This is a genomic window from Herbaspirillum sp. GCM10030257, from assembly GCF_042666555.1.
Taxonomy (GTDB): Bacteria; Pseudomonadota; Gammaproteobacteria; order Burkholderiales; family Burkholderiaceae_D; genus Noviherbaspirillum.
Genome location: NZ_JBHTDH010000002.1, coordinates 145,875 through 171,136, shown reverse-complemented (window position 1 = coordinate 171,136; position 25,262 = coordinate 145,875). Strand labels below are relative to the sequence as shown.

Sequence of the window (25,262 nt, the reverse complement as noted above, 5' to 3'; positions counted from 1 at the left end):
CTGTTGTCTCTGCGTTCGGCTCGGCCGCCTCGCCTTTTATAAAGTCATGCCGCCGCAGACTTCGATGACTGCGCCATTGATGTAACTTGCTTCATCGGATGCGAGAAAGGCGAAGGTGTTGGCAATCTCTTCCGGCTTGCCGAGACGACCCAGTGGAACGCGTTCTTCCAATGCGCGAATAACCTTTTCCGGCATGGATTTAAGAATCGTCGTTTCGATAAAGCCGGGGCACACCGCATTGACACGGATGTTGTGCTTGCCCAGTTCGCGCGCCCAGGTCTTGGCCATGCCGATCACGCCGAACTTGCTTGCCGCATAGTTGGTCTGGCCGAAGTTGCCATAAATGCCGACGATGGACGAGGCGTTCAGGACCACGCCGCCCTTGCGTTCGATCATCGCGTCCACCACGGCCTTGGTGCAGTTGTAAGTGCCCTTCAGATTGACGTCGATGACCTTGTCGAACTGATCGTCGGTCATCTTCTTGAGTTGAGCGTCGGCGACGATACCGGCATTGTTGACCAGTACATCAATCTGCCCGTAGGTTGTCAGCGCGCCGCTCACCATCGCTTCGATGCTCTCGGCCTTGGTAACGTCGACAGTGAACCCGATGGCGGAGCCGCCCTGCAAACGGATCTGGGCGACGGTTTCAGCGACGGCATCGTCCAGGTCGCAAACCACGACCTTTGCACCCTCTTTTGCAAACTTCAGGGCAGTCGCTTTGCCGATGCCCCTGCTTGCGCCTGTAATCAGGGCTACCTTATTTGTGAGTCGCACTGTGCCTCCATAGCAGCGTCGAAAACAGTGAAGCGATGTTTATTTTTATTGGCCGCTCCACCGGCGTACAAAGCCATATGGCAATTGTCATGCCATGGATGCTAAGTTATTGATTATTAATGAGATTGTGAAATGCTGGCTTACTCTGGAGGGCGGAAAGGTCTTTGCCGGGAGGGAAATGTGTATGAACAACATACACATTTTGCTTATATCTTGTTATGTCATTGAATTATAAGGACTTTAAAATGTGTTCACTTCCCGGACAGGTGTCTGTTAATCAGACACCAATTGATAGTCCTCAATCTTTTGATATAGCGTGGCACGTGAAATCCCTAACATCCGAGCGGCCAAGGCCTTGTTTCCGTTGGTGTTGGCAAGCGCTGCCTTAATCAGGTTACGCTCTACCTCTCCCACGGTCTCGGCGAGCGGCCGGATTTCGGCTGGAGCGGGCGTCGTTTCTTTTTCAGCTTGCATCGGATGCGTGGCATCGATCGTCAGAATGGTCGAAAAATCTTCTGCCGACAAGGTAATGCTATCGGTAAGCATGCCGGCTTGTTCAAGAGCGTTACGTAGCTCGCGCACGTTCCCTGGCCAGCGGTAGGACGCGAGGAAAGCGCGTGCATCTGGCGTCAGTTCACGCTGTGGCATGCCGGTACGGCTGGCAATCTGCTCCAGCAGGTGTTCACACAAGGCATCGAGATCGGCAACCCGCTCACGTAGCGGCGGCAACACGATGGGTAACACATTGAGACGATAGAACAGGTCGGACCGGAACTTGCCATCGGCGACCTGTTGCTTCAGGTCGTGACTGGTGGCGGCAATCACGCGCACGTCGACCTTGGTAATGGTGTTGGAGCCGAGCGGTTCGATTTCCTGCTCCTGCAATACCCGCAGCAGCTTGGCTTGCACCTGCAGCGGCATGTCGCCGACTTCATCGAGGAACAGCGTGCCCCCGTCCGCGATCTTGAATTTGCCTTCGCGGCCCTTCCGGTCGGCGCCCGTGTAGGCACCCGGCGCCACGCCAAAGAATTCGGCTTCCAGCAGAGATTCGGGAACTGCGGCGATATTAATGCCGACGAAGGGCTTTCCTGCCCTGCCTGAAGCGGCATGGATACCGTGCGCCAATAGCTCCTTGCCGGTGCCTGTCTCGCCCAGCAGCAGAACGGTCGTGTCAAGTTGTGCCGCGCGACGTGCGCGATGCTTGAGCTCTAGCGACACCGGACTGACGCCGACAAAGCTGGAAATCGAATACTTGGTATGGCGCAGTTGCGCGAGTTCTTTCTGGGTATTGGCTAGTGCCCACTGCAATTCGGCGAACTTGGATACAAGCGGCTTAAGTCGCTGCAGGCGGTCATAGAGCGCAAAGCCAAGCGCGCCGACAATCTTGCCCGAATCGTCCTTGAGAGGGATACGCATCACGACCAGGGGCTGGTCGCGAATCATCATGATGTCGAGCAGGATGGGCTTGCCGGTCGTGACGACCTCGCGCATCCGGCTATTGGGAATCACTTCTTCGACCGGTTTGCCGAGGGCGGATTCGGGAGTTTTCAGACCGAGGAAGGCAGCGTACTTGTCGTTAATCCACGCGATACGGCCATGGTCATCGACTGCCATCGTACCTTCGCAGGAATCGTCGAACAAGTCGAGCAGCGACTCCATGCCCACACGCAGGATACTGTCAACGTCCCAGGAAGCGGCAACAGACGTTTTCATTTAATCTCCATCCATGATCCATGAGGACAACGGCTTGCCAATCCGGGCTTCGGATACCTGACATGTCGTCGATTGCCGTGCACTACGCTGGTACACGTACGTACCTGATTATAGAGACATCAAGGCGTATTGAGAGTACGCAGTTTTACTAGGTGGAGGTAGATTTGTAGCGTGCCGTGCACGCTTTTAATGGCAATAGTAATTTGACGGATGGTGCGGTTTTAAAAGTACCCAAACGGGTTATGCGGAGATAGTCGTTTTAGTACTCAGGCTTAAATTAAACAGGCTGTTGATTTCATTGCGGGCAGGATGTTTAAGCATTTTGGAAGTCTGACCTGCACCGACGTGATACTGAGATTGTGTCTCTGTAGACTTGCGCCCAATCTGCATACGACAATTCCAACCTTCCACCACGACAGGGATGGAACCGTTGCGCTATGCTTGATTACTGGCACCCAATTTTGTGCTGTAACTTTTCTGTGCTGCGATGAGGAGGCCAGGAAAATTTATTGGCCGTCTATCGACACACTAATTCATGTTTTGCGAACAGTAATGGGAATGACAAAGCAAAGGAGCCGCAATTGCGGCTCCTTTTTAATCAATTCTGACTTGGCTTAACTTGACTCGGCAATAGCCAAAACCTAACGTTTCAACAAAGCAAGAATTTCCGATAATTCGTGGCGTAAACTCACTGTATTCATTTCAAGCGGTGGCAGGCCGGCAGCCAAATCTTCCTCGCCCGCGCCGTTACCACTGACGCTGGCATTCGCCATACGCGTATCGAGCTTGTTACGCGCGCCACTGATGGTAAAACCCTGTTCATACAGCAGCTCACGAATACGCCGGATCAGCAGCACTTCATGATGCTGATAATAGCGGCGATTTCCGCGCCGCTTGACCGGCTTGAGCTGGGTAAATTCCTGTTCCCAGTAACGCAGCACATGCGGCTTCACGCCGCATAGGTCGCTGACCTCGCCGATGGTGAAGTAACGCTTTGCCGGAATCGGCGGCAGTACTATGGCATCAGACTTGTTCGCACGCTCGTTCATGGGTCAGGAAGCTTATATCAGGCTACGCGTGCGAGTGGCTTATGGCTGGCGTCTTCCACCATACCCTTGAGCTTCTGGCTTGCATGGAAGGTAACGACCCGTCGTGCCGTGATAGGAATCTCTTCGCCGGTCTTCGGGTTGCGCCCCGGGCGTTGCGGTTTGTCCCGCAACTGGAAATTGCCGAACCCCGACAGCTTGACAGCCTCGCCACGTTCCAGCGCATTGCGAATTTCATCGAAAAAGGTCTCGACCATGTCCTTCGCTTCGCGCTTGTTCAAGCCGACTTGCTCGAACAGCAGTTCGGCAAGCTCGGCCTTGGTCAGCGTCGGCAACTCTTTTTCAGCCTGGGTACGCGCTTTCGCCTCTTGCATAGCACGATTGAGGTCGGCGGCCAAGACGGATTGAAATTCGGCTGAGTTCACGTCATTCATAGTGGTTGTCGTCCCTGCCCTGCTAAGTTCGAACCCGTTCATGTGCGCAATCGTGCGCCATGCATCTTTTCCACAGCGGTGATGAAAGCCGTCATCGCGGCGTCAACTTTGTCGTCCTGCAGGGTAGTTTGAGTATCTTGCAAGGTGAACCGGAAAGCAAGACTTTTTTCGTCATTTTCCAAGCCCTTTCCTCGATATTCATCAAATAAAACAATGGCTTGCATGATAGCACATGCCGGGTTGGATTTCTGCTCGGCAATGAAAGTGTCGAGCAGCGCCTGTGCTGAAACCGATTGTTTTACAACGACAGCGATGTCTCGCGTCACCGCCGGGAATTTGGAAATTTCCTCATAGGCCGGGATATCGCGGGTCTGCAATGCAGACGCGTCCACTTCAAAGACGACCGGTGCCAGCGGCAAGTCGTACTTTTGCTGCCAGCGCGGATGCAACTCGCCAATGAAACCGATAACCGTGCCTTCAAGCAGCACTTGCGCGGAACGCCCCGGATGCAACGCGGGATGTTCGGCTTTCGCAAAGCTCAGCTTTTTGGGCGCGAACAGGGCCTCAAGGTCAGCCTTGATATCGAAGTAATCGACATTGCGGCTTGGCAGGCCCCACTGCTCTTCAGCCACCTGCCCATAGGCCATCGCAGCAACCCGCTTGGGCTGATCGTAGCCGGCAACAGTCAAGGCGCCGTCTTGTGTGGCGGCGTTGCGCAGGTAAACCGCACCGATCTCGAATACGCGGACACGATTGAGCTTACGGTTCAGGTTATAGCGAACATTGGCGACCAGGCTGCCTACCAGCGAGGAGCGCATGACGCTCATCTGGCTTGCGATGGGATTGAGCAGCTTGATCGGATTGGCATTCGCGGCAAAATCCGCTTCCCAGCTTTCCTCGACAAAGCTGAAGTTGACGACTTCCTGATAGTCCGCATCGGCGAGCTGACGGCGGATCGCAAATAGGGAACGGCGGTTTTCCGGCGCGATGCGCATGGTGTTGGCCGCAACCGGCGCCAGTGCAGGAATGTTCTCAAAGCCGTAGACACGTGCGATTTCTTCAATCAGATCCTCTTCGATTTCGATATCGAAGCGGTATGACGGCGGTGTCACGGTGAACGCACCGGGTTCCTGCCTGAACTGTAAATTGAGGCGCGTGAAAATATCGGCGATCTGCTCGTCATTCAGCGGCACGCCGATCACTTTTACCGCGCGCGCGGTACGTACGGTTACCGGCTTGCGCTGCGGCAGATTGACGACGTGGTCATCAACCGGGCCGACAACGGTATCCTTGCCACCGCAGATTTCCACGATCAGCGCGGTAATCCGTTCGATGTCTTCAACGGTGGTTGCATAGTCGACGCCGCGTTCGAATCGATGTGCGGCATCGGTGGAAAAGTTGTAGCGGCGTGCGCGGCCTTGTATCGCCTGAGGCCACCAGAACGCCGCTTCAAGGTAGATATTCTGCGTATCGAGCGAAACAGCAGTTGAATCGCCACCCATAATGCCGGCCAGCGATTCGATCTCCTTGTCATCGGCAATCACACCGACCCAGCTGTCGACTTCAACGGTATTGCCGTTCAACAGCTTGAGCGATTCACCCGGCTTGCCCCAGCGCACATCGAGACCGCCGTGAATCTTGTCGAGGTCGAACACGTGGCTGGGTCGTCCCAGTTCCAGCATGACGTAATTGGAAATGTCGACCAGCGCGGAAATGGGCCGCTGTCCGCTACGTTCGAGGCGACGCTTCATCCAGTCCGGCGTCTGCGCGCGCGCATTCAGGCCGCGAATGATGCGGCCGCTGAAACGACCACACAGGTCCGGCGCAGAAATCTTGACTGGAAGCTTCTCGTCCGTGTTCGGCTCAACCGCCTTGTAGGTCGGCGCGCGCAGCGGTGCGCCGGTCAGGGCCGACACTTCGCGCGCGACACCGAGCACAGACAGGCAGTCCGCCTTGTTAGGCGTGAGCTTGATCGTGAATTTCAGATCATTGAGCTGATAGTAGTCACGGAAATTCTGGCCTACCGGGGCGTCGTCCGGCAGTTCGAGCAAGCCGGCATTTTCTTCCGAAAGCTTGAGTTCACGCGCTGAGCACAGCATGCCCTGCGACTCGACGCCACGCAGTTGTCCGACCTTGATTTCGAAGGATTTGCCGTCGTCGCCAGGCGGCAGTTTGGCACCTGCCATTGCACAGGCGACCTTCAGGCCGGCGCGCACGTTCGGTGCGCCGCAGACGATGTTGAGCAGCGTGCCAGTGCCGGCGTCGACCTGACAAACGTTGAGACGGTCGGCATTCGGGTGCTTGGCCACTTCGACGACACGAGCGACAACGACATTGGAAAACGGTGGTGCCACGGGCTCGACCTCTTCCACTTCGAGGCCGGACATAGTCAGCATATGCGACAGCGCATCCGATGTCATTTTCGGATCAACCAGGGTACGGAGCCAGCTTTCGGAGAATTGCATAGTAAGCCTTCAGGTATTCTGAATTACGGTATTCGTGCTCCCTTCCATCGCAGGAAGGATCGGGCACTGCACTTGTCGACACTCGACCGGTATTGGTGTGCAGCGCCTGAACTCTCCCACCAAGCGAGAGAGGAAGTTGCATACTTGTTTCTTGTTCTTGTTTTTTGTGCCGCTGTTAATTGAACTGCTTCAGGAAGCGCAGATCGCCTTCGTAGAACAGGCGCAAATCATTGATCCCGTAACGCAGCATGGTCAGGCGCTCAAGGCCGGAGCCGAACGCAAAACCGATGTACTTGTCCGGATCCAGCCCCATATTGCGCACCACGGTCGGATGCACTTGCCCCGCGCCCGAGACTTCGAGCCAGCGTCCTTTTAACGGTCCGCTACCGAAGGCAATATCGATTTCGGCGGACGGCTCCGTGAACGGAAAATACGACGGGCGGAAACGCACTTGCAAATCGTCGGTTTCAAAGAAGGCCTTGACGAAGTTGAGATACACGCCCTTGAGATCCGCGAAGCTGATGTCTTCGGCAATCCACAAGCCTTCAACCTGATGGAACATCGGCGAGTGTGTCGCATCACTGTCGACACGGTAGGTGCGTCCGGGTGCGATGACTTTGATCGGAGGCTTGTTCATGCGCGCGTAGCGAACCTGCATCGGACTCGTATGGGTACGCAGCAGCAGCGGCTTGCCTTGAGTGTCCTTGCCATCGATGTAGAAGGTGTCCTGCATGGAACGCGCCGGATGGTTTTCCGGGCTGTTCAGCGCGGTGAAGTTGGTCCAGTCGGTCTCGATTTCCGGGCCATCGGCCACGTCAAATCCGATGGAGCCAAAAATCTCTTCAATTCGTTCCCAAGTCCGCATGACAGGATGGATACCGCCCTTTCCGCGGCCACGCCCCGGCAACGTGACGTCGATGGCCTCAGCGTTCAAACGCGATTCCATCTGTGCATTCGCGAGTGCATCGCGGCGTGCAGTCAGCGCGGCTTCAATTTTTTCTTTGGCGGCATTGATCACGGCGCCCTGGATCTTGCGCTCGTCCGGCGCCAGCTTGCCAAGGCCTTTCATCTGTTCCGTGATCTGTCCTGTTTTGCCAAGGTACTTGGCTTTTGCATTCTCCAGCGCGGCTGCGTCTTCCGCAGCGGCGAAGTCGGTCTGCGCCTGGGCGACAATTTGTTCTAGGGAATTCATGCGGCTATTTGCCCGTGTCAATAAATCGGATTACGGCTACTGATGCGTCCAGACGACTCTGCAGGATGTGATCTTGCACTGTGCTGCACTGCAATCGCCAATGCCAAGCCAATGCCAGCGCCTGCCGATACTTCTGCGATTGCCGATGATGCGCAGGAGGTAGCCCGTCATTATCGTCCAACAACCTGTCTCTGGATTCTGGATGAGTTTCGCTATCAGGCAAACCATTCAATACAACTATAGAAACATGATCGAGGTTTGATGTAAAAATGATAGCGCGGACTCAAAAAAAACGGGGCACAGGTGATGACCTTTGCCCCGCTTTTATGCAGCAACGCCCGCAAAGGCGATGCCTGCGATCACAACGTTCAAGCAGCGATGTTGGCCTTCACCTGGTTGACAATCGCGGCAAATGCCGGCTTGTCCATCACAGCCATATCAGCCAGGACCTTACGATCGAGTTCGATGTTGGCTTTCTTGAGACCGTTCATGAATACGCTGTAAGTCACGCCATGCTCACGCGAAGCCGCGTTGATACGGGTGATCCACAGTGCACGGAATACGCGCTTCTTGTTGCGGCGATCGCGGTAGGCATACTGGCCTGCACGCATGACCGCCTGCTTGGCGATACGGAATACGGTACTGCGACGGCCGCGGTAACCCTTGGCTTGGTCGAGGACTTTCTTATGACGGGCCCGTGCGGTAACCCCACGTTTTACTCGAGGCATGGTAGCTCCTTCTTATGTGAGGTTAAGCGAACGGCATCATTGCGCGAACGGATGTCATGTTTGTATCATGAACGTCCACAGCACCGCGCAACTGGCGTTTGTTCTTGGTGGTTTTCTTGGTCAGGATGTGACGCTTGAAGGCTTGACCGCGCTTGACGGTGCCGCCCGGACGTACGCGGAAGCGCTTTTTAGCGCTGCTCTTCGTCTTCATTTTTGGCATAGCAATATCTGTCCTTCCGGACAGCTCCATTTTTAACATGATTGCAGGTGGCAATACTTCATTGCACTTGGATGCCTGCTTTCACTTGTGTGGCAACGAAATCGAGTCCGCTACCATTTGCGACGACCGTCCCGAAAAGGACAGCCGTTGCGAATTCTTTAGCACTGCCTGAAACGCACTCACCAGTTTGACTGCACCCGGCATGAAGACTGGAACTGCTTGTTGCCCAGCCTTACATTCCGAAGTCCTCGTGCGCCGTTTACTTCTTCTTTTTCGGCGCCAGAACCATGACCATCTGGCGGCCTTCCATCTTCGGAAACTGCTCTACCTGGCCATACGGCTCCAGGTCTGACTTCAAGCGTTCAAGCATGCGCATGCCGATATCCTGGTGGGCCATTTCACGACCGCGAAAACGCAGAGTGATTTTGGTCTTATCGCCCTCTTCCAGAAACTTGGTCAGGTTACGCAGCTTGATGTTGTAATCGCCATCGTCGGTACCCGGGCGGAATTTGACTTCCTTGACCTGGATAACCTTCTGCTTGAGCTTCGCTTCGTGGGCCTTTTTCTGTTCCTGATACTTGAACTTGCCATAATCCATCAGGCGGGCCACCGGTGGTTGCGCTGTAGGCGCGATTTCCACCAGATCCACGTTGGCTTCTTCCGCAAGGCGGAATGCTTCAGCGAGAGAAACGATGCCAAGCGGCTCGTTGTTAACACCGGATAGACGCAGTTCCGGCACTGTAATTTCGCCGTTAATGCGATGCGACTTGTCAGTAGCTATTGCAGTTTCCTTTTAAAATCAAATGACTAAGCCGTGCTCTAGCGCTCTGGGATATCCCTTAGGCTTTGGTGTCGACCTCATGCTTGAGTCGATCCACCAGTGCATCGACCGGCATTACACCCAAGTCGACGTTGCCCCGCGCACGCACGGCCACTGTGTTTGCATCCCGCTCCTTATCGCCAATAACGACGATATACGGGAGCTTTTGAACTGAATGCTCGCGTATTTTATAGGTTATTTTCTCATTACGCAAATCGAGGTGCACCCTAAACCCTTGTTTTTTCAGGTTTTGTGCGACGCTTTGAGCGTAATCAGATTGTGCTTCCGAAATGTTAAGAATCGCTATTTGCACCGGCGCAAGCCACAATGGCAACGCGCCGGCATGGTTCTCAATCAGGATCCCCACGAAGCGCTCCATTGAGCCGACGATTGCACGGTGCAACATCACGGGCACTTTGCGGCTGTTGTCATCCGCGACATATTCGGCACCGAGGCGACCTGGCATCGAGAAGTCAACCTGCATGGTACCAACCTGCCAGGGGCGGCCAAGCGAATCCTTCAGATGGTATTCAATCTTCGGACCGTAGAATGCGCCCTCACCCGGCAACTCATCCCAAGTCACACCGCAGGCACGCAAGGCGGAACGCAGCGTCTCTTCGGCACGATCCCAGGTCTCGTCCGAGCCGATACGGCTTTCAGGACGTAGCGCCAACTTGATCGAGATCTCGGCAAAACCGAAATCTTTATAAACGCTCATAGCCTGCTGATGAAAGGACGTTACTTCGCCCTCGATCTGTTCTTCGGTACAGAAAATGTGACCGTCATCCTGCGTAAAGCCGCGCACTCGCATGATCCCGTGCAGCGCGCCGGAAGATTCATTACGGTGGCATTGACCGAATTCGCCGTAACGCAGTGGCAGGTCGCGGTAGCTGCGCAGATCGGAGTTATAAATCTGTACATGGCCCGGGCAGTTCATCGGCTTGAGCGCATAGTTGCGATTCTCCGATTCCGTCACAAACATGTTTTCGCGGTAGTTTTGCCAGTGGCCGGTCTTCTCCCAAAGACTGCGGTCAAGGATTTGCGGCGCCTTGACTTCCTGATAACCGCTCTCGCGATAAACGTGGCGCATGTACTGCTCCACCTGCTGCCAGACGGTCCATCCCTTCGGATGCCAGAACACCAGGCCCGGCGCCTCTTCCTGAAAGTGGAACAGATCAAGCGCCTTGCCGATCTTGCGATGGTCGCGCTTCTCCGCTTCTTCCAGCATGTGCAGGTAGGCTTCCTGATCTTCCTTCTTGGCCCACGCAGTGCCGTACACCCGCTGAAGCATTTCATTCTTGGAGTCACCGCGCCAGTAGGCACCGGCCAGCTTCATCAGTTTGAAAACCTTCACCTTGCCTGTTGACGGCACGTGGGGACCACGGCACAGATCGGTGAAGCTGCCTTGAGAATACAAGGAGACATCTTCGCCCGATGGAATTGACTCGATGATTTCAGCCTTGTAGGCCTCGCCGATGGATTTAAAATATGCAACGGCTTCGTCGCGCGGCAAGACCTTACGGGTAACCGGCTCGTCTTTCTTGGCGAGTTCGGCCATTTTCTTTTCAATGGCCTGCAAGTCTTCAGGCGTAAACGGACGCTTGTACGAGAAGTCGTAATAAAAGCCGTTGTCGATAACTGGACCAATGGTCACCTGCGCATCGGGAAACAGTTCCTTGACGGCATGGGCGAGCAAGTGGGCCGTAGAGTGACGAATAATATCCAGACCGTCCGCATCCTTGTCAGTGACGATAGCCAGATCGGCATCCCTGTCGATCACATGCGAAGTGTCGACCAACTTGCCGTCGACCTTACCAGCCAGTGCGGCCTTGGCCAGGCCGGTGCCGATACTTGCAGCAACCTGGGCGACAGTGACAGGGGCGTCGAATTGACGTTGCGAACCATCTGGAAGTCGGACTGATACCATTTTGCTCTCCATCTCAGCGAAGAATTGCTACTGACGCTAGACTTAGTGTTAAAAACTGCAGACGAAAAAAAACGCGGACTAGCCGCGCTTTTTCAAATTTGCAAAGACGAAAAAGATCCCGACTAGCGTCGCACTAAAACCTTTGCGGTTGTAGTTCGCGGTGTCATAACCGGGATTGCCTTTCTCACTCTTACAAATGTACTGCTATTCGTTGGTAGGCTCGATTGGACTCGAACCAACGACCCCTACCATGTCAAGGTAGTGCTCTAACCAGCTGAGCTACGAGCCTAAAGAAGCGAAATTATAGCGGCTATTTTTTATTTTCGCTAGTGCCTTTATTTAACAATGCATATGGCCAAGATTTACGATATTGGCACGGTAACTTTGCCTCCATAACGCACTTCCGGCCTGCTCACTTCCTGCATGCTTCCAAGTATTCCTTACTAGCGAGCCAGACGTTCGATCACGTATCATCCAAGACATGCATGATAAACGGCACTCTCACCCACCCTCTTCTACGCATCTGCATGCACATCGTGCCGGTGATGCCTTGCATCATCATGTTTCTACCAATCGGGATCCCCGGGTACTAGGATGGTCGGTAGTGTTAACCCTTCTGTTTGCGGCGGTGGAAGCAGCAGCAGGATTCTGGTCCAATTCGCTGGCTCTGATATCGGACGCCGGACATATGCTCACTGATAGTACGGCGCTCGGGCTTGCCTTGCTTGCTCAACACATTGCGCGCCGCCCGCCATCGGCAAAGCATTCGTTCGGCTTCGGCCGTGCGGAGGCGCTGGCTGCGTTTATCAATGCATTGGCAATGCTCGTCCTGGTAGGCTGGATCGCCTTCGAGGCGATCCAGCGTTTCAACGATCCCATGCCAGTAAAAGGTGTGGCAGTGTTTGTTGTCGCACTGATCGGGCTCGCAGTTAACCTTGTTGTAGCCTGGCTGCTTTCGCATGACAAGGAAAGCGTCAATACAAGGGCGGCGCTGGTTCATGTACTTGGCGATTTGTTGGGGTCGGTTGCAGCCATCATTGCTGGCGCCGTCATATATTTGACTGGCTGGCTGCCAATTGACCCGCTGCTATCGCTGGCAGTCTCCTTACTGATTCTGAAATCAACGGTCTCCGTGCTGCGCGAGTCGTATCACTTCCTGATGGAAGGCGTGCCGCACCATATCGATTACCTGCAGGTCGGCGCTGATCTTTCCGCAATTGCGGGCGTATTGTCAGTGCATGACCTGCACGTATGGGAAATGACGCCAGGCGAACCGGCACTGATCGGTCATGTGGAAATCCGTGAACTACGCGAATGGCCGCAGGTATTGCAGTCGATTCGGGACATGCTGCGTGAGCGTCATGGAATCGATCATGTAACGCTGCAACCTGAACTCTCACGCATGGCCGAAGGCTGCTAAACCATCACAACACTGCGTTTCGGCGCTGCTTATCGTTTACGGCTTATTGCCTTTGTACGTCAAGCACACCGTTCACATCACGAATAATGCCAAGCGCCTTCTGCAGTTGCGCAGTAGAAGAAATTTCCGCAGTGAACGACATCCGCGCCTGGCCTTTCGCGCTCTGAGTGCTCACGCCAATGACGTTGATTTTTTCGCGCGAAAAGATTTCAGAGATGTCCCTCAGCAAACCCTGGCGGTCGCTGGCCAGTATAAAAATGTCCACTGGATAAACGGTCTCCCGGCCCGGCTCTCCCCAGGTAGTCTGGATCACACGCTCCAGGGCATTCTTACGTATCTGCGCCAGGTTCTTGCAATTGGCGCGATGAATCGAGATGCCTTTGCCACGCGTGACAAAGCCGACGATCTCGTCCGGCGGCGCCGGCTTGCAGCAGCGTGCAAGCTGGGTCAACAGTCCATCCGTACCTACCACCAGAACCCCGGAACGTGCGCCCTTTGCGACACTGGACGCGCGACTTTTATTGGTAATGACGGTTTCGGGATCAGGGCTACCTTTTGGTGGGTGCTTGTGCGGATCGTCTGCATGCAGAAGGAGTTCAATGTTGCGCAGACTGAACTCTTCCTTTCCTACAGCGAGGAAAAGCTCATCAACCTTGGCAAACCCAAGCTTGTGTGCGAGCTCCTCATGATTGACCGCCGTGCGCCCTTCCCGCTGCAGCGTCTTTTCAACGAGCACCCTGCCATGCGCCAGGGTTTCCGCCTGTTCAATGGCATTGAACCATGCACGCACCTTGGCGCGTGTACGTGTGCTGACAACGTATCCTGGGCTCAGCCAGTCGCGTGACGGTCCTGTCGCGGTACTGCCGCGCGCGGTAATAATTTCCACCGTCTGGCCATTCTTGAGCGGCGTATTGAGCGGCACCATGGCGCCATCGACGCGCGCACCCCGGCAGCGGTGTCCGACATCGGTATGCAAGTGGTAGGCGAAGTCGATCGGCGTTGCGCCACTCGGCAACTCGATGACGCGCGCCTGCGGTGTCAGCACGTAAATGCGGTCGTCAAGAGAAGCCGACTTCAGCTTTTCGACCCATTCACGCTGGGTATCCTCCTGCTCAACGACAGCATCCGTGACCTCGCTTTTCCAGGCGAGCAACTGGCGCAGCCAGGCGATCTTTTCATCGTACTTTTGTGCCGAAAAACCGGAGCCGCCACTTTCCTTATAACGCCAGTGAGCAGCAACGCCGTATTCAGCAAAGTGATGCATTTCATGGGTGCGGATCTGCACTTCGAGCGCCTTGCCGTCCTCGGCTTCGACAACGGTATGCAGCGACTGGTAACCGTTCGATTTCGGACGTGAGATATAGTCATCAAACTCCGCCGGGATCGGTGCCCAGATGTTGTGAACGAGTCCAAGCACTGTGTAACAAGTCTTGACGTCATCAACGATAACGCGGAAAGCGCGCACATCGTACAACTCTGAAAAATCAAGCGACTTGCCGCGCATCTTGTTCCAGATGCTATAAATGTGTTTCGGACGACCGAATACTTCTGCCTTGATGCCAGCTGCGGCTAGCTCTGACGACAGGCGAGCGATTGCAGCCGCGACAAAGCTTTCACGTTCAAGGCGTTTCTCTTCGAGCATCTTGGCGATGCGCTTATAGGCAGCCGGCTCAAGGAAGCGAAATGCCAGGTCTTCAAGTTCCCATTTCAGCTGCCACACGCCTAGACGATTTGCGAGAGGCGCGTAGAGATCCATCGTCTCACGTGCATAATCATGCGTCTTTTCGTCTTCAAGACGGATATCCGCAAAATAACGTAATGTCGTAACACGCGACGCCAGGCGAACGAGAACCACACGCATGTCGGATGCCATCGCCAGCAGCATCTTGCGCAAGGTTTCCAGCTGCTCGGCAGCATGCTGGGACGCGTTCTTGCCGCGTGCATTTTCCTTGAGGCCGAAGGTTTGTCCATGCAGCTTCATCAGCTGCCGGATACCGGCCACAAAATCCGCAATCTCGGTCCCGAATCTCTCGTCGATCGTCGATGCCGCGGAAGGATCCAGTTCAGACAATTCGAAGAGCAAGGCGGCAATACGCGAGTCGGTGTCCGTGTTCAGCAAGGCTAAAGTTGTCGCGACACCCTCGGCGAATGCGTAGGCATCCTGACCGGTGACCACCGTTTTACCGCGGTAGAGGGGCTCGACAAAAGCCAGCGCGTCGAGCACACGAGCGCTGTCCTCGGCGTTGAGTCCGACACACAGTTGTACATGTGTTTCGCTGGGAGACGCGACGATAGAGACCATGGGTGCTACCTGAGATCTATGTCAGTGCGGCAGTCACCACCATCTCGACCAGCCATTCGGGTTTGGCAAGCTTGGCCTGCACGGTTGCGCGCGGTGGCGAATTGCCGTCAGCTACCCATGCGTTCCATGCCGAGTTCATGCCTTCGAAATCCTTGATATCCGCGATATAAATCTGGCACATCAAGATGCGCGACTTGTCACTGCCCGCCTCGGCGAGCAGACGGTCGATGTGGCCGAGCACTTCGCGGGTCTGACCTTCAATGTTCTGGGTCAGGTCTTCCGCAATCTGGCCAGCGAGATAAACGGTGCCGTTATGAATCGCGACTTCCGACAGGGTCTTTCCTACATGCAGACGTTTGATATCCATGTTGTGCGTGCTTACGTATCTATACAAATTTCAAGTTATTCAGACGGACAAAAATTCCCGGATGGCAGCGATCTGGTCATCTTGCATCAGCGTCGGCGCATGGCCAACTTCGGGAAATTCGACCAGCTTGGCCTTTGGCCCGCGCCTCGTCATTTCAATGGCGACTTCCTTCGACAGCAAATCCGAGTCGGCACCACGCAACAGCAAGGTCGGACAGGTGATCGCATCATAGCTCATCCATATCAGTGCCTCGCCCTGCTTCGCGCTTTCCGGTGTCACGCTCTTGAAAGGTACCGAAATATTCAAGTCGTAATGACGTATCCACTGGCCCTCCTCGTCTTGCTTGAGCACATCCGATGCCAGCTTGCGCCACTCCTCTTCACTATGAGGGCCAAATGGCAGCGAAATATCCCGGATATAACGCGCTGCATCATCAAATGTGGAAAAACGAACATTCTGACCGATATAGTCACCGATGCGCGCAATCGCCATCGGGTTCAGCGTGGGGCCGATGTCATTGAGTACCAGTTTTTTCACGGGATTGCCTTTCAGTGCCGAGAGCCCCATGCCGATCAGTCCCCCCATCGAGGTGCCGACCCAGTGCACGGTATCCGCATTCAGGCGAGCCAGCAAGGTCACCATGTCACTGACATATTGCGCAAGCTGGTAATGCTGCGGATTACTCAGCCAATCCGAGCGTCCACGTCCGGCGACGTCCGGGCATACCACGCGATAGTCGTTGCACAGTGCCTGTGCAAGCCGGTCGAAGTCATCCGACACACGCGTAACACCGTGCACGCAGACAAGGACTTTCGGGTTGGAAGAATCGCCCCACTCCTTATAGGCCATTTTGTGGAGGCCTGCGGGCGACAGGCATTGCACTGTTTTGATCTGTGCTTGAATCATTTTTTTGTGGGTAATCAGCGAATCCGATTGCCATTCTCACATTTTAACGAGCGTTCCGCTTAAAATTCTATTTAACTTTCGGCTCAGATCCAAAATACATTCGCAGGAGAAATCATGCAGGGCACCATGCTTAAAGGGAAAACCGCGCTGGTCACCGGATCGACGTCCGGGATTGGTCTGGGTATTGCAAGGACATTTGCGGCACAAGGCGCAAACATCGTCCTGAACGGCTTCGGCGATACGCACGAAATCGAAACGCTGCAGGCCAACCTGCGCAGTGAATTCGGCGTAGCCGTTGTCTACCACGGCGCTGACATGTCCAAACCTGCCGACATCGAAGCAATGATGAAGTTTGCAGCCGAGAAGTTTGGCGCTGTCGACGTGCTGGTCAATAATGCCGGCATTCAGCACGTTGCCAATATTGAAGATTTTCCAGTAGAAAAATGGGATTCGATCATTGCGATCAATCTGAGCTCGGCATTTCATACAACGCGCCTGGCACTGCCATCCATGAAAACCCGCAACTGGGGCCGCATCATCAATATCGCGTCGGTACACGGACTGGTAGGCTCAGCGCAAAAATCAGCCTATGTCGCCGCCAAGCATGGCATTGTCGGCTTCACCAAGGTTACCGCACTGGAAACCGCGCATTCCGGCGTAACCTGCAATGCCATTTGCCCTGGCTGGGTACTGACTCCCCTGGTACAGAAGCAGGTCGATTCCCGCGCTTCCGAAAAAGGATTATCCAACGAAGAGGCGAAGAAAAGCCTGCTGTCGGAAAAGCAGCCTTCAGGCGACTTTGTAACGCCAGAGCAGCTCGGCGAGCTCGCGGTTTTCCTGTCAAGCGATGCGGCCAGCCAGGTTCGCGGCGTCGCATGGAATATGGATGGTGGCTGGGTCGCGCAGTAAATCGGTCCGGAAATGTCCGGAAATGGTGAGCCTTGCGCCAATGCGGTGGAAGGCGAGCGTGATAAACGATTGCTTTTAACGGTATTTATCAATAAAAACGGCGCCGAAAGCGCCGTTTTTATTGGATTGCAATGATTACCAAACCCTCTTGCCGAAGCGGCTGACCGACGCTTCAGGCAAACTCTGCTAACCGTTTAGCGTACTGCGGAGGTATCGAGCTCAGCACCGGTTTTCTCAATGATCTCTTCAACCGTGACGCCAGGCGCCAGCTCAACCAGCTTGAGTCCCTGATCGGTCACATCTATTACACCCAGGTCTGTAATGATGCGGTCGACAACACCGACGCCTGTCAGTGGAAGATCGCATTTCTTGAGAAGCTTGTGCGAAGTCGTTCCATCCTTGGCCTTGGCGACATGCTCCATCAGGACAACGACGCGACCTACACCGGCAACCAGGTCCATCGCGCCGCCCATCCCTTTGACCATCTTGCCAGGAATCATCCAGTTGGCGAGGTCGCCCTTTTCGCTTACCTGCATCGCTCCGAGGATGGCGATGTTAATTTTGCCCCCGCGGATCATCGCAAACGAATCCGCCGAACTGAAGAACGATGAGCCGCGCAGCGATGTGACCGTCTGCTTGCCGGCGTTGATCAGGTCCGCATCCACTGCGTCTTCAGTCGGGAACGGGCCGATGCCGAGCAGGCCGTTTTCCGACTGCAGCCAGACTTCCATATCGTTAGGCACATAGTTCGCCACCAGTGTCGGCAAGCCGATACCGAGGTTCACATAAAAGCCATCCTGCAGTTCCTTCGCCGCGCGCGCGGCCATTTCATCACGTGTCCATGCCATGTTCGTTCTCCGAATTACTTTGCACGCACGGTGCGTTGTTCGATACGCTTTTCCGGCGTCGCATTGACAACGATGCGGTGCACGAAAATACCCGGTGTATGGATCTGGTCGGGATCGAGTTCGCCGGTTTCGACCAGCTTTTCGACTTCTACCACGGTGATCTTGCCGGCCATGGCGACATTGGGGTTGAAGTTGCGCGCGGTCTTGCGGAACACCAGGTTGCCGACCTTATCGGCCATGTAGGCTTTGACCAGCGACACGTCAGCGACCAGCGAACGCTCCATCACGTATTGCTCGCCATCGAACTCGCGCACTTCCTTGCCATCGGCAACGATGGTTCCTACACCGGTCTTGGTAAAGAAGGCGGGGATGCCGGAACCGCCTGCACGCAGCTTTTCAGCGAGCGTACCCTGCGGGGTGAATTCCAGTTCGAGTTCGCCTGCCAGATACTGGCGCTCGAATTCCTTATTTTCACCAACGTAGGAAGCGATCATTTTCTTGATCTGGCGTGTGGTCAGCAACTGGCCAAGGCCAAAGCCGTCGACACCGGCGTTGTTTGAAATCGCGGTCAGGTTCTGCACGCCCGAATCACGCAGCGCTGCAATCAGCGCTTCGGGGATACCGCACAGGCCGAAGCCGCCTACCGCGATCGTCTGCCCGTCCTTGACGATACCCGCCAGCGCGCTGGCGGCATCAGGATAAACTTTATTCATTCCGACCCTCTTCTTGTGTTGTGTAAAGTACCCGTAGGCTGCCCGTCAGCATAAGATGGTGGACTTGCCCGTGCAATACCGTAAAAATACCAATTTCAGCACACTATAAGCGCCCCACACCCCATGAGCGCATTACCAACAATAGATTACGAGACTATATTCCAGAACGCCCCGGTGGGCATGTGCGTTTCCCACCATCGGGTGATCCAGGCCTGCAATGAAGCGCTGGCAAGGATGTTTGGCTACCAGGCGCGAGAACTGATCGGCAAATCCTTTCTCGTGCTGTACCCGACACTGGACGAATTCGAACGCACCGGCGCTCGCATCGTACCCATCATGAGCGCCAAAGGGCACTATTCCGACGAGCGCATCATGAAGCGCGCCAACCAGGAGTTATTCTGGTGCCATGTGAGCGGACGCTCTTTGACGCATGACGACCCGCATGCGGCCGGTATCTGGACTTTTGAAGACTTGAGCGCCAAGCGCCCGGTAACGGCAGAACTGACACCACGCGAGCGTGAAATCGCGGCACTGCTGGTGGAAGGAAAAACCAGCAAGCTGATTGCCCGTCAGGTCGGACTCAGCCCGCGCACGGTCGAAATGCACCGTGCCAAGCTGATGCGCAAGTTTTCGGCATCAACCTCCAGCGAACTGGTTCACCGGCTGGTCGGTGTCACCAGTTGACAGAACCGCTGTGACTTTAAACTGGCCATCCATGATTTCGGCGGTGGCTCAGTCGGTTCATTCCGGATCGGCGAGCAGTGCACGGATACGATCCGGAAGTGGCACCGATTTTTCCTGAAGGAAATTTACCCATACCACCTTGGCACCACCCTCTGCCGACAAGACTTCCGGTTGATCGACACGGCGAATTTCATGGTACGTCTCAAAGCTCGAACGTCCCGGTCCGCCGACAAAGGTGGCTACCTCAATGTCGCCGGGATACTTCAGTTGTTTGATGAAGGTGCAGCGCGCGTTGATGATGACTGGCCCGTCGCCGGCCGGATCCGGTTCGCAGCCAATTTCTGTAAACCATTGAATCCGCGCTGATTCGAGGTAGCGGAAATAAACGGTATTGTTCACATGCCCCATCGCATCCATATCGCCCCAGCGAATCGGCATGCGCATGGTATGTACGAGCTTTTTTTGATTCATTGTTTTTGTAAGGATAAGCGTATCTCAAGAGAAGTGCGCCACCATGGCAGTCTTGTCGGCCGCCACGGTGACGCGTCAGAGGGGATATTTACTGGGCAGCCATGCCGTCATCGGCGGCAACGATTGCGCCGTTCATGAAGCGCGATTCCTCGCCTGCCAGCAACAACAACAAGCCATCGAGGTCTTCAGGCTGGCCAAGACGCTTGCGGGGCAGCATGTTGATCAGGTTCTGGCCCTGTTCGGTCGCGAAGTAATCCTCATTGATTTCCGTGCTGATGTACCCGGGGCAAATCGCGTTGACGTTAATCCCGTACCGGCCCCATTCGACCGCCATGGACTTGGTCATGTGGACCACCGCCGCCTTGCTCATGCAGTAAATGCCTATCTGCGGCAGGACACGCAGGCCTGCTACGGAAGCAATATTGATGATGCGGTGCTGCTTCTTTGGATCGCCCTTGGCACGTGCGATCATGCGCTTGGCGGTCTCTTGCGCAACAAAGAAGGCGCCGCGCTGATTGGTATCCATCACAAAAGCATAGTCTTCCGGGGTAACATCCACCAGGCGCTGCGTCGTGGAAACACCGGAGTTGTTAACGAGGATATCGATTGGCCCGGCTTCCGTTTCAGCATGGGCAATTGCCGACTTGATGCTGGCGTAATCGGTCACATCCAGAGCGACAACATGTGCTGCCCCGCCACTGGCTTCAATTTCGGCGCGTAGTTCCTTCAGACGCTCAACGCGGCGCGATGCCAGGACGACCTGGGCACCTGCCTGAGCAAGGACTTTGGCGAACCGAGCACCAAGACCACTCGATGCTCCAGTGATCAGCGCAATTTTTCCTTCAAAATTTACTTCGATCCCCACAACTTTCTCCTGTTTTTGTCGGTCGATTGACTATGTAGCAACGCACGAAACGTTATCATTACATGAAAGAGCGGCGATTAGAGTGTGGCGTCTAGCGTTCTCACGCAAAATCCACGACAATTAGCACGTTCGTTCGATAATTTTAAACTACCTTGGTGAGACCATGACGCAGACCCAGAACCTTATAGAACAATACGGCCCGCGCGAAGCGATGGAATATGACGTGGTCATCGTCGGCGGCGGCCCGGCTGGCCTGTCGGCTGCGATCCGCCTCAAACAGCTTGCAGCGGAAAAAGGCAATGAGGTTTCCGTCTGCGTGCTGGAAAAAGGCAGCGAAGTCGGCGCGCATATCCTGTCCGGCGCGGTGATGGATCCCATCGCCATGAACGAGCTGTTCCCGAACTGGAAGGAACTGGGCGCGCCGCTCAACACACCCGTCACCGAAGACCAGTTCCTGTTTCTGACGGAAAAGAAAGCCACCAAGACCCCCGGCTGGATGCTGCCGGCCTGCTTCCAGAATCATGGCAACTATGTGATCTCGCTGGCCAATGTGGTGCGCTGGCTGGGTCAGCAGGCCGAAGCGCTGGGCGTGGAAATCTTTCCAGGCTTCCCCGCCGCCGAAGTCCTGTACAACGATGACGGCTCGGTGAAGGGTGTCGCTACCGGCAACATGGGCGTCGACCGCCATGGCAATCCAACCGATGCCTTCCAGCTCGGCATGGAGCTGCATGCGAAATACACCTTCTTTGCAGAAGGCGCACGTGGCCACCTCGGCAGACAACTGATGTCCAAGTATCACCTGAACAAGGATGCCGATCCGCAGACCTACGCGATCGGTATCAAGGAATTGTGGGAAATCGATCCGAAGATGCACAAGCCGGGGCTGGTGATCCATACCGCCGGCTGGCCGCTTGATGCCGACACGTATGGCGGCTCCTTCCTGTACCACTTGGAAAATAACCAGGTCGCTGTGGGCTACGTGGTGGGCCTGGCCTATCAGAATCCCTACCTGTCGCCGTACGAGGAATTCCAGCGTTACAAGACGCATCCGGAAATCCGCAAGTACTTCGAAGGCGGCAAGCGCATTTCTTACGGCGCCCGGGCGCTCGTGGCCGGTGGCCTGCAATCGCTGCCCAAGCTAACCTTCCCCGGCGGCGTATTGATCGGCTGTGATGCGGGCTTTTTGAATGCCTCTCGTATCAAGGGCAGCCATTCGGCAATGAAGACCGGCATGATGGCGGCAGAAGCGGCATTCGAGGCACTGGGCAATGGCCGCGCGCAGGATGAACTGACTGCCTTCCCGGAAGCATTTAAAAAGTCCTGGCTCTATGAGGAGTTGTACAAGGGGCGCAACTTCAAGCCGTTCATGTCCCAGGGACTGTACAAGGGGACGCTGATGGTCGGCATCGACCAGGTACTGTTCCGGGGCAAGGCGCCTTGGACGCTGAAGCATAAACATGCAGACCACGAATGCCTGCGCCCTGCTTCGGACTTCAAGCCGATCAACTATCCGAAGCCTGACGGCAAGTTGACGTTCGACCGCCTGTCATCGGTGTTCATCTCCAATACCAACCACGCGGAAGAACAGCCGGTGCATCTGACGCTGAAGGATGCGAGCGTGCCAGTCAACATCAACCTCGCAAGGTACGCGGGGCCCGAACAGCGTTACTGCCCTGCTGGCGTGTATGAGTTCGTGAAGAATGATGCGGGCGATGAAAGACTGCAGATCAACGCGCAGAACTGCGTGCACTGCAAGACGTGCGATATCAAGGACCCGACACAGAACATCGTCTGGGTCACGCCGGAAGGCGGCGGCGGACCGAATTACCCGAATATGTAAGAGCGGGATAGCATAAAAAAGAAAGAGCCGCAAATGCGGCTCTTTCTTTTTTCGGGTTGGGCTAAGTAAAAACCTGGCAATCCTTTTCGTATCCCGACGAAACGTCTTGATTACGTTACGCCGCTCGCGCTCGATGCGATGTCAACGCCAATCAGAGCTTCCACTGACCGTTCAAAATCCTCTCAAGCCAGAACGTCCCGATTACCGTCTTAACGTCGGTAATTTTGCCTTCCTTTACCCACGCCAGCATTTCCGGGACTGTCGCCGTAAAGGTATCAAGGAACTCTCCGTCGTCCAGCTTTGCTTGCCCAGCCGTCAATCCACGCGCCAGGAAGATATCAAGATGCTCATCGGAATACGCGATGGCGTTGTGGATGGTGCAGACGAAATGCCATTCGCTGGCGCTATAGCCTGTCTCCTCTTGCAACTCACGCTTGGCGCAATCCAGCGGGTCCTCATCGGGATCGATTTTCCCTGCAGGGAATTCGATAAACACATTGTGCAAGGGATAGCGAAACTGGCGCTCCAGCAGGATGCTGCCGTCGTCAAGTACAGGCAGGATAACTACCGCGCCCGGATGCTTGATGTATTCGCGCTTGGAGCGTTTGCCGTCGGGCAGTTCGATCGTGTCGCGCTGGACCTTGAGAAAATGCCCCTCATAAGCCACTTCGCTGTCGATCTGGGTTTCCTTCAAATGCAAGTCCACGTAAAACTCCGTACAGGCGATAAAGCGCCTATTGTACTGTCCGTTGCCACGCAGGCATTACAGGAGATCAACCGTGATGCTTGCGAAGGTAACGAAAGACGAATCCGGGAAAGGCGAGGACAAGGAAGAAGCAGCCGGTGATTGCATAGAATTCCCAGTTCTGCCGAAAGACGTTGCCGATACGTGACTCAAGCAGGTAAGCAAGGCCGCCAACGACAAAATAAAGGACGATCAGCTCAAACAGACGCAGCCACAAGGATTTCACCGGCCGCCCAAAAGGCAGCGCGGCGAACAGACGCTCATTGATGAAAGGCAGGTTGGCGGCAACCACCGCCAACAGGATCACAAACCAGCTGGATAGCGAAACATCCACTTTTATCAGCCGTTTCTCAAGACGTAAGCGTCTTGACGATAGCAGTCGCACAGATTGCCATCAACGGACCCGGCAGGATACCGAGAAGAAGTACTGCCAGGCCATTGGCACTGAGGGTGACCCGCATATCGTTCGGCACGAGAATCTTTGCAGTGTCGACCGGGTCCTCAAAATACATGGCCTTGACGATGCGCAGATAGTAGAAGGCACCAATCAGCGACAGCAGCACCGCTACAACAGCCAACCATACCTGACCCGTTGCCAGCACTGCCTGGAGCACGGCGAGCTTGGCGTAGAAACCAACTGTCGGCGGAATACCGGTAAGCGAAAACATCAGGATCAGCATCACAAATGCAAACCAGGGGCTACGCTGATTCAGGCCCTTGAAGTCATCAATGCTTTCCGCTTCAAAACCGGAGCGCGCCAGCAGCATGACCAGACCGAAGGTGCCAAGCGTAGTCAATACATAGGCGACCGAATAGAACATTGCGGAGCTGTACGCATTTGCAGCGGACGACACGTTCCCGTCTACTACGCCAGCCAGCAAGCCCAGCAGCATGAAACCCATTTGCGCGATTGTGGAATACGCGAGCATCCGCTTGATGTTGGTCTGCACAATCGCCGTAATATTACCAACCGCCATCGACAGCACTGCAAGGACCGTCAGCATCTGCTGCCAGTCAATCGCCAGCGGAAACAGGCCCTCGACCAAGAGGCGGATGCAGATTGCAAAGGCGGCGAGCTTTGGCGCGCCACCCAACAGTAGCGTCACGGAAGTCGGCGCGCCCTGGTAGACGTCCGGCACCCACATGTGGAACGGCACCACACCCAGCTTGAATGCCAGGCCGGAAACGACAAAGACGAGGCCGAACACCAGAACGGTCTTGTTCGCGGTGCCCGAAGCGGTTGCTTTCGCCACTTCAGTCAGATCCAGCGAACCGGTCGCACCGTACAACATGGACATACCGTACAACAGGAAGCCGGATGACAAGGCGCCCAGGACGAAATATTTCATCGCTGCTTCAGTGGACCCCGGATTGCCACGGCGTAAAGCAACCATTGCATACGTCGCGAGGGACATCAGTTCAACGCCGAGGTAAATGATCAGAAAGTTGTTACCAGAGATCATGACCATCTGGCCGAGCAGCGAGAACAGTGCCAAAACATAGAATTCGCCACCCACGCTGGTGCCAAGCATGCCACGCTCAGTCGTATATTGGCGCGCATAGATCAGCGTCACGCCAACTGCGATATACGAAAAGATCTTCAACAGGTTCGACATCGCGTCGGACACGAACATGTTGTTGAAGGTATATACGGTCGGATTCGCATAATCGGCAGCGCTGAGAGCGATGCACACCAGCAGAGTGACAAGCGTCAGCGCATAGGTGACATTACGACGGGCGTCCGTCATGAACATGTCGATCAGCAGGATTGCCGACGTGGCAATCAGCAGGAAAATTTCCGGATAAACCGGTACGAGATTTACGGTATTCATCTTGTCGTCGCTATTTTGCGTTCACTTAGTCATTCGCCAAC

Annotated in this window: 24 protein-coding genes and 1 tRNA gene; 4 read left to right on the top strand and 21 right to left on the bottom strand. The window is 55.2% G+C overall.

All coding sequences use genetic code 11. From position 1 onward, the window contains the following. Positions 1-36: 36 nt before the first annotated feature. The 11 genes from fabG to ACFQUU_RS03275 all read right to left on the bottom strand — a co-directional run bounded on the left by fabG (position 37) and on the right by ACFQUU_RS03275 (position 11,608). The gene (fabG, locus tag ACFQUU_RS03325; protein WP_382242615.1) at positions 37-774 is read right to left on the bottom strand and encodes a 3-oxoacyl-[acyl-carrier-protein] reductase; all 738 of its coding nucleotides are present in this window, start codon (positions 772-774) and stop codon (positions 37-39) included. A 273-nt stretch (positions 775-1,047) separates the two neighbouring features. Then, on the bottom strand, positions 1,048-2,487 hold the full coding sequence (locus tag ACFQUU_RS03320; protein WP_382242612.1) for a sigma-54 interaction domain-containing protein: 1,440 nt from the start codon (positions 2,485-2,487) through the stop codon (positions 1,048-1,050). 641 nt (positions 2,488-3,128) lie between these two features. Next, positions 3,129-3,536 carry a MerR family transcriptional regulator gene (locus tag ACFQUU_RS03315; protein ID WP_382242609.1) on the bottom strand — a complete coding sequence of 136 codons (408 nt, stop codon included), beginning with the start codon at positions 3,534-3,536 and terminating at the stop codon, positions 3,129-3,131. Positions 3,537-3,553: 17 nt separating this feature from the next. Continuing rightward, the gene (locus ACFQUU_RS03310) at positions 3,554-3,967 is read right to left on the bottom strand and encodes an integration host factor subunit alpha (protein ID WP_382242606.1); all 414 of its coding nucleotides are present in this window, start codon (positions 3,965-3,967) and stop codon (positions 3,554-3,556) included. Between the two features lie 38 nt (positions 3,968-4,005). Then, a complete protein-coding gene (gene pheT / locus ACFQUU_RS03305) occupies positions 4,006-6,432 on the bottom strand; it encodes a phenylalanine--tRNA ligase subunit beta (RefSeq protein ID WP_382242603.1) in 2,427 nt (808 codons plus the stop codon). Between the two features lie 175 nt (positions 6,433-6,607). After that, complete coding sequence (gene pheS, locus ACFQUU_RS03300; protein WP_382242600.1) at positions 6,608-7,624, bottom strand: phenylalanine--tRNA ligase subunit alpha; 1,017 nt, start codon at positions 7,622-7,624, stop codon at positions 6,608-6,610. Positions 7,625-7,992: 368 nt separating this feature from the next. Further along, entirely contained in the window at positions 7,993-8,352 is a 360-nt protein-coding gene (gene rplT, locus ACFQUU_RS03295) for a 50S ribosomal protein L20 (protein WP_119738834.1), read from the bottom strand. 22 nt (positions 8,353-8,374) lie between these two features. Next, complete coding sequence (gene rpmI, locus ACFQUU_RS03290; RefSeq protein WP_057291605.1) at positions 8,375-8,572, bottom strand: 50S ribosomal protein L35; 198 nt, start codon at positions 8,570-8,572, stop codon at positions 8,375-8,377. A gap of 259 nt (positions 8,573-8,831) precedes the next feature. Continuing rightward, positions 8,832-9,353, bottom strand: a complete 522-nt coding sequence (gene infC / locus ACFQUU_RS03285) for a translation initiation factor IF-3 (RefSeq protein WP_382243363.1) — start codon at positions 9,351-9,353, stop codon at positions 8,832-8,834. A gap of 58 nt (positions 9,354-9,411) precedes the next feature. Beyond that, positions 9,412-11,319, bottom strand: a complete 1,908-nt coding sequence (gene thrS / locus ACFQUU_RS03280; RefSeq protein WP_382242596.1) for a threonine--tRNA ligase — start codon at positions 11,317-11,319, stop codon at positions 9,412-9,414. A 212-nt stretch (positions 11,320-11,531) separates the two neighbouring features. Then, positions 11,532-11,608: transfer RNA gene (locus ACFQUU_RS03275), tRNA-Val, on the bottom strand. A gap of 192 nt (positions 11,609-11,800) precedes the next feature. On the opposite strand from ACFQUU_RS03275, the gene ACFQUU_RS03270 reads away from it, so the two are divergent. After that, entirely contained in the window at positions 11,801-12,739 is a 939-nt protein-coding gene (locus ACFQUU_RS03270; protein ID WP_382242593.1) for a cation diffusion facilitator family transporter, read from the top strand. 43 nt (positions 12,740-12,782) lie between these two features. Here the strand turns inward: ACFQUU_RS03270 and ACFQUU_RS03265 are convergent, their stop codons facing one another. Genes ACFQUU_RS03265 through ACFQUU_RS03255 form a run of 3 tightly spaced genes read right to left on the bottom strand, consistent with a single transcriptional unit; the run spans position 12,783 to position 16,314 of the window. Then, a complete protein-coding gene (locus tag ACFQUU_RS03265; RefSeq protein ID WP_382242590.1) occupies positions 12,783-15,041 on the bottom strand; it encodes a RelA/SpoT family protein in 2,259 nt (752 codons plus the stop codon). A gap of 16 nt (positions 15,042-15,057) precedes the next feature. Next, positions 15,058-15,408 (bottom strand): RidA family protein, encoded by a 351-nt coding sequence (locus ACFQUU_RS03260; protein WP_057291609.1) that lies wholly within the window; start codon positions 15,406-15,408, stop codon positions 15,058-15,060. Between the two features lie 39 nt (positions 15,409-15,447). Then, a complete protein-coding gene (locus tag ACFQUU_RS03255; RefSeq protein ID WP_382242587.1) occupies positions 15,448-16,314 on the bottom strand; it encodes an alpha/beta fold hydrolase in 867 nt (288 codons plus the stop codon). Positions 16,315-16,440: 126 nt separating this feature from the next. Here ACFQUU_RS03255 and ACFQUU_RS03250 point away from each other — a divergent pair, with 126 nt between their 5' ends. Further along, the gene (locus ACFQUU_RS03250; RefSeq protein ID WP_382243360.1) at positions 16,441-17,223 is read left to right on the top strand and encodes a 3-hydroxybutyrate dehydrogenase; all 783 of its coding nucleotides are present in this window, start codon (positions 16,441-16,443) and stop codon (positions 17,221-17,223) included. Between the two features lie 194 nt (positions 17,224-17,417). Here ACFQUU_RS03250 and ACFQUU_RS03245 read toward each other — a convergent pair whose 3' ends face one another. Further along, positions 17,418-18,071, bottom strand: a complete 654-nt coding sequence (locus ACFQUU_RS03245) for a 3-oxoacid CoA-transferase subunit B (RefSeq protein WP_382242584.1) — start codon at positions 18,069-18,071, stop codon at positions 17,418-17,420. A gap of 14 nt (positions 18,072-18,085) precedes the next feature. Beyond that, complete coding sequence (locus ACFQUU_RS03240) at positions 18,086-18,784, bottom strand: CoA transferase subunit A (RefSeq protein ID WP_057291613.1); 699 nt, start codon at positions 18,782-18,784, stop codon at positions 18,086-18,088. Between the two features lie 123 nt (positions 18,785-18,907). On the opposite strand from ACFQUU_RS03240, the gene ACFQUU_RS03235 reads away from it, so the two are divergent. Beyond that, on the top strand, positions 18,908-19,468 hold the full coding sequence (locus ACFQUU_RS03235; protein WP_382242581.1) for a LuxR C-terminal-related transcriptional regulator: 561 nt from the start codon (positions 18,908-18,910) through the stop codon (positions 19,466-19,468). Positions 19,469-19,525: 57 nt separating this feature from the next. Here ACFQUU_RS03235 and ACFQUU_RS03230 read toward each other — a convergent pair whose 3' ends face one another. Together ACFQUU_RS03230 and ACFQUU_RS03225 are read right to left on the bottom strand one after the other, a co-directional pair. Then, positions 19,526-19,939 carry an acyl-CoA thioesterase gene (locus ACFQUU_RS03230; protein ID WP_382242578.1) on the bottom strand — a complete coding sequence of 138 codons (414 nt, stop codon included), beginning with the start codon at positions 19,937-19,939 and terminating at the stop codon, positions 19,526-19,528. A gap of 88 nt (positions 19,940-20,027) precedes the next feature. Beyond that, positions 20,028-20,804, bottom strand: a complete 777-nt coding sequence (locus ACFQUU_RS03225) for an SDR family oxidoreductase (protein WP_382242575.1) — start codon at positions 20,802-20,804, stop codon at positions 20,028-20,030. 163 nt (positions 20,805-20,967) lie between these two features. On the opposite strand from ACFQUU_RS03225, the gene ACFQUU_RS03220 reads away from it, so the two are divergent. Continuing rightward, entirely contained in the window at positions 20,968-22,644 is a 1,677-nt protein-coding gene (locus ACFQUU_RS03220; protein WP_382242572.1) for an electron transfer flavoprotein-ubiquinone oxidoreductase, read from the top strand. Between the two features lie 151 nt (positions 22,645-22,795). Here ACFQUU_RS03220 and ACFQUU_RS03215 read toward each other — a convergent pair whose 3' ends face one another. From ACFQUU_RS03215 to nuoN, 3 genes are all read right to left on the bottom strand, one after another. Then, complete coding sequence (locus ACFQUU_RS03215) at positions 22,796-23,350, bottom strand: NUDIX domain-containing protein (RefSeq protein WP_382242569.1); 555 nt, start codon at positions 23,348-23,350, stop codon at positions 22,796-22,798. Positions 23,351-23,417: 67 nt separating this feature from the next. Then, positions 23,418-23,723, bottom strand: coding sequence for a DUF2818 family protein (locus ACFQUU_RS03210; protein ID WP_382242566.1), 306 nt, complete (start codon positions 23,721-23,723; stop codon positions 23,418-23,420). Positions 23,724-23,739: 16 nt separating this feature from the next. Beyond that, entirely contained in the window at positions 23,740-25,221 is a 1,482-nt protein-coding gene (gene nuoN / locus ACFQUU_RS03205; RefSeq protein WP_382242563.1) for an NADH-quinone oxidoreductase subunit NuoN, read from the bottom strand. Between the last annotated feature and the right edge of the window lie 41 nt (positions 25,222-25,262).

Excerpts from the sequence above, each read along its gene's own strand:
- ACFQUU_RS03320 (WP_382242612.1), bottom strand. The coding sequence starts at position 2,487 with ATGAAAACGTCTGTTGCCGCTTCCTGGGACGTTGACAGTATCCTGCGT.
- ACFQUU_RS03315 (WP_382242609.1), bottom strand. The coding sequence starts at position 3,536 with ATGAACGAGCGTGCGAACAAGTCTGATGCCATAGTACTGCCGCCGATT.
- ACFQUU_RS03310 (WP_382242606.1), bottom strand. The coding sequence starts at position 3,967 with ATGAATGACGTGAACTCAGCCGAATTTCAATCCGTCTTGGCCGCCGAC.
- pheT (WP_382242603.1), bottom strand. The coding sequence starts at position 6,432 with ATGCAATTCTCCGAAAGCTGGCTCCGTACCCTGGTTGATCCGAAAATG.
- pheS (WP_382242600.1), bottom strand. The coding sequence starts at position 7,624 with ATGAATTCCCTAGAACAAATTGTCGCCCAGGCGCAGACCGACTTCGCC.
- rplT (WP_119738834.1), bottom strand. The coding sequence starts at position 8,352 with ATGCCTCGAGTAAAACGTGGGGTTACCGCACGGGCCCGTCATAAGAAA.
- rpmI (WP_057291605.1), bottom strand. The coding sequence starts at position 8,572 with ATGCCAAAAATGAAGACGAAGAGCAGCGCTAAAAAGCGCTTCCGCGTA.
- thrS (WP_382242596.1), bottom strand. The coding sequence starts at position 11,319 with ATGGTATCAGTCCGACTTCCAGATGGTTCGCAACGTCAATTCGACGCC.
- ACFQUU_RS03270 (WP_382242593.1), top strand. The coding sequence starts at position 11,801 with ATGCATGATAAACGGCACTCTCACCCACCCTCTTCTACGCATCTGCAT.
- ACFQUU_RS03265 (WP_382242590.1), bottom strand. The coding sequence starts at position 15,041 with ATGGTCTCTATCGTCGCGTCTCCCAGCGAAACACATGTACAACTGTGT.
- ACFQUU_RS03260 (WP_057291609.1), bottom strand. The coding sequence starts at position 15,408 with ATGGATATCAAACGTCTGCATGTAGGAAAGACCCTGTCGGAAGTCGCG.
- ACFQUU_RS03255 (WP_382242587.1), bottom strand. The coding sequence starts at position 16,314 with ATGATTCAAGCACAGATCAAAACAGTGCAATGCCTGTCGCCCGCAGGC.
- ACFQUU_RS03250 (WP_382243360.1), top strand. The coding sequence starts at position 16,441 with ATGCTTAAAGGGAAAACCGCGCTGGTCACCGGATCGACGTCCGGGATT.
- ACFQUU_RS03245 (WP_382242584.1), bottom strand. The coding sequence starts at position 18,071 with ATGGCATGGACACGTGATGAAATGGCCGCGCGCGCGGCGAAGGAACTG.
- ACFQUU_RS03240 (WP_057291613.1), bottom strand. The coding sequence starts at position 18,784 with ATGAATAAAGTTTATCCTGATGCCGCCAGCGCGCTGGCGGGTATCGTC.
- ACFQUU_RS03235 (WP_382242581.1), top strand. The coding sequence starts at position 18,908 with ATGAGCGCATTACCAACAATAGATTACGAGACTATATTCCAGAACGCC.
- ACFQUU_RS03230 (WP_382242578.1), bottom strand. The coding sequence starts at position 19,939 with ATGAATCAAAAAAAGCTCGTACATACCATGCGCATGCCGATTCGCTGG.
- ACFQUU_RS03220 (WP_382242572.1), top strand. The coding sequence starts at position 20,968 with ATGACGCAGACCCAGAACCTTATAGAACAATACGGCCCGCGCGAAGCG.
- nuoN (WP_382242563.1), bottom strand. The coding sequence starts at position 25,221 with ATGAATACCGTAAATCTCGTACCGGTTTATCCGGAAATTTTCCTGCTG.